Annotated in this window: 1 protein-coding gene; it reads left to right on the plus strand. The window is 74.0% G+C overall.

What is annotated here, in order from left to right; genetic code table 11:
• Nucleotides 1–1,396: 1,396 nt before the first annotated feature.
• Nucleotides 1,397–3,310, plus strand: coding sequence for a sulfatase-like hydrolase/transferase (locus F4X11_19030; protein MYN67097.1), 1,914 nt, complete (start codon nucleotides 1,397–1,399; stop codon nucleotides 3,308–3,310).
• Nucleotides 3,311–3,417: the final 107 nt, after the last annotated feature.

Genomic DNA, 3,417 nt, shown 5'->3' on the forward strand with positions numbered 1-3,417 from the left:
TCCAGGCCTACCGCAACGCGCCGTTCCATCCGTGGCTGCGCGGGCGCCTGGACGGAATGACGGCCGGGGAGTGCCGCTCGCTGATGTCGGCCCGCGACTACCTGCGCCCCGGCGTGCTCGCGCACGTCTACCTGCAGGCGAAGGCGCAGGACCGCTACGAAGCTGCGGAAGGGAACGTCCGGGCCGAACTGCGCGCCGCCGGTTTCGGCGCCGCGCTCATCCGCAACAACGTCGCCCGGCTGCGCCGCACCGTCGAGGGGCTGCGCTGGACGCCGGCGCGCTCCACCTGGTCCGAGTACGCGCACGAGCACGGCTACGACGACGCCGACCTCGAACGCAAGGGCGCCTTCGTGCGCCGCGTGCTCGAATCGCGGCCCTGGTCCCTGGTCTGGGACGTCGGCTGCAACACCGGCGCGTACTCGCGCATGGCGGCCGAGCACGCGGAGTACGTCCTGGCCCTCGACGCCGACCACGTCGTCGTCGACCGCGTGTACCGCGCCCTGCGGGACGAGGGACGGACGAACGTGCTCCCGCTGGTGGCCGACGCCGCCGACCCGTCGCCCGGCCTGGGCTGGCGCGGCAGGGAACGCCGGCCGCTGGGCGATCGCGGCTCCCCCGGACTGATCCTCTGCCTCGCCCTGGCCCATCACCTGGTCATCGGCCGCCATGTTCCGTTCGCCGACCTCGCCGACTGGCTGGCGGATTTAGGGGCCGAGGTGGTGCTGGAGTTCGTCGACCGCGGCGACCCGATGGTGGAGCGCCTGCTGCGCCATCGCGACGGCGGGCGGCTGGACTACTCCCGCGCGGCGGCCGAGGCCGCGCTGTCCCGGCGCTTCCACCTGGTCGGGCGGGAGACGCTGGCGTCCGGCGCCCGGACCCTGTACCACTGCCGGCGGCGAGCCGATGCGGGGCCCTAGCGCGATCCTGTGGTGGCGTCGGCAGTTTGCCGGCGCGAGTCCTGCGGCGCCGACGCCCGGCGCGGGCGGCGAAGCGCTGCACGTCGCCGGCCTGTGGGCGGTGCCCGTGGCCCAGCCGCTGTTCGACTTGCTGAGCCGCAGTCCCGAGTTCTTCGTGGCGCACGAGACGCGGCCGGGCGACCTCCTGGGGCTGGTGGCGCTGCTCTGCCTGGCCGGTCCCGCCGGCTGGCTGGCGGTGCTCGGCCTCTGCCGCCGCATCGACCCCCGGCTGCACGCGGCGGCGGCCGGCGTCGGGGTAGGCGTCCTGACCGCGGCGGTCGCGCTGGCCGCGGTGAAGCAGGCCGCCGCCTGGAGCGCCGAGGCGTCGTTCGGCGTCGCGGCGGTGTGCGGGGCGTTGGCCGGCGCCGGCTACGTCCGGGCGCCGGCGATCCGCCTGTTCGCCACCTTATCTATCGCCGTCGGCGATCGTGGCGCCGGCCGTGTTCCTGCTGCAGTCGGCGATCGCGCCGCTGCTGTCGGCGCCGCGCGACGGGGGACCGCCGTTGGCGGCGATCGACATCGACGACCCGCCGCCGGTGGCGGTCGTCGTGTTCGATCAGTTGCCGCTGGTCTCGCTGCTGAACCGCGACGGCGAGGTGGACCGCGGCCTGTATCCGAACTTCGCCGCGCTCGCCGACGAGGCGACCTGGTTCCGCAACGCGAGCGCGGTGAGCGGCTGGACGCAGTGGGCCCTGCCCGCGATCCTCACCGGCCACTATCCGGCGCCGGGACGGCTGCCGGTGGCGAGCGACCACCCGGACAACCTGTTCACCCTGCTCGGATCGCGGTACCGCCTCCACGTGCTGGAGCCGTTGACCGGCATGTGCCCCGAGACGCTGTGCGCGACTCACCGTCCCCGGGCGGCCGTCCGGCTCGCGGCGATGCTGAGCGATCTGTCCGTCGTCTACCTGCATGCCGTGCTGCCGCACCGCCTCACGGACCGGCTCCCGCCGGTGACCTCGACCTGGCGCGACTTCGCGACCGACGATTCCATGCTCGGGCGCTGGAACACCCATCGCGAGCGGGATCGGGCCGCCATGGCCACCGACTACATCGCCTCGATCGCGCCGCCGGCCGGCGATGCGCGCCCCCCGCTCCACTTCATGCAAGTGCTGCTGCCCCACGAGCCGTGGGTCTACCTGCCGGACGGACGCCGGCATACGTGGCTGCCGCACCTGGTCGGCGCGGCCGGGGATGAATGGCTCGACGACGGCTGGGCCGTGACCCTGGACTACCAGCGGCACCTGCTGCAGGTGCGGCACGCCGACACCCTGCTCGGCGCGCTGCTCGAGCGCCTGCGCGCGGTGGGGCTCCGGGACGACGCGCTCATCGTCGTGACGGCGGACCACGGCGCGAGCGTGCGGCCCGGGACGCCGTTCCGGGTGCCGACCCAGGAGACCTTCGCCGACGTCGCGGCCGTCCCCCTGTTCATCAAGCGGCCCGGCCAGCGGCAGGGCGGCGTCGCGGACGCGAACGTGGAGACGATCGACATCCTGCCGACGATCGCGGCGGCGCTCGGGATCCGGCTGCCCTGGAGCACCGACGGGTCGAACGCCCTCGCGGCCGGCCGTCCCGCGCGCCCGGCGAAGACGATGTTCCGGCACGAGGCGCGCGATCCGCTGCACGCCCCGGGCGACCTCGGCGCCGCCATCGCCCGCAGCGTCGCGCACAAGTACGAACGCTTCGAGAACGGGGATCCGGCGCGGCCCCGCCTGGGCGGGCACGACGCGGTCGTCGGCCTGCCGGCCGCCGAGATGGCGTCGGACCGCCTGGCCCCCTTCGACGTCGTCATCGACACCTTCCCCGCTCTGCGCGCCGTCGATCCGGAGGGGCGCTTCGTGCCGGCGCGCATCATCGGCGGCGTCCTCGCACGCGAGGGCCGCGCGGCCCTGGCGCCGCTCGCGGTCGCCGTCAACGGGGTGGTGGCGGCGGTCACGCGGGTCTACTCGTTCCCGGCGTTCGGACACGCGCTGCCGTGGGAGGTCCTCGTCGATCCGGCCCTGTTGCGGCCGGGCGCCAACGACGTGGGGGTGTTCGCGATCGGGCGCGGGCCGACCGGCGCGCCCGTTCTTCACGAGGCGCCCGAGGTGGCCAGCCACAGGCGGGCGATGAACCTCATCGCCTCGGAGGCGGCCGAAGTGCGACGCGACTTCTCGGGCTTCCTGCCGGCCGAATGGAACGCCCACGGCCGGTTCCGGTGGACCGACGGCGCGGCGCGGCTCTCGGTGGGAATCGATCCGCGATCGCCGCCGGCCGCGCTGGCCGTCCGCATACGGACGACGGGCCCGCAGAAGAGCCTGCGGATCGCCGTCAACGGGTGCGAGGTGTTTGGCGTCAACTACTTTTGCCGGTGAGCGACAAGTATTTCTGCCGGTTGAGAGGATCGGAGATCAGTATCGAGGAAGTTGATGCCTGTGTAGCCTGTGGGCGGCGCTTGGCGCCGGCCAAAGCAGGGTGGGAA

This window comes from Acidobacteriota bacterium (genome assembly GCA_009861545.1).
GTDB lineage: Bacteria > Acidobacteriota > Vicinamibacteria > Vicinamibacterales > UBA8438 > WTFV01.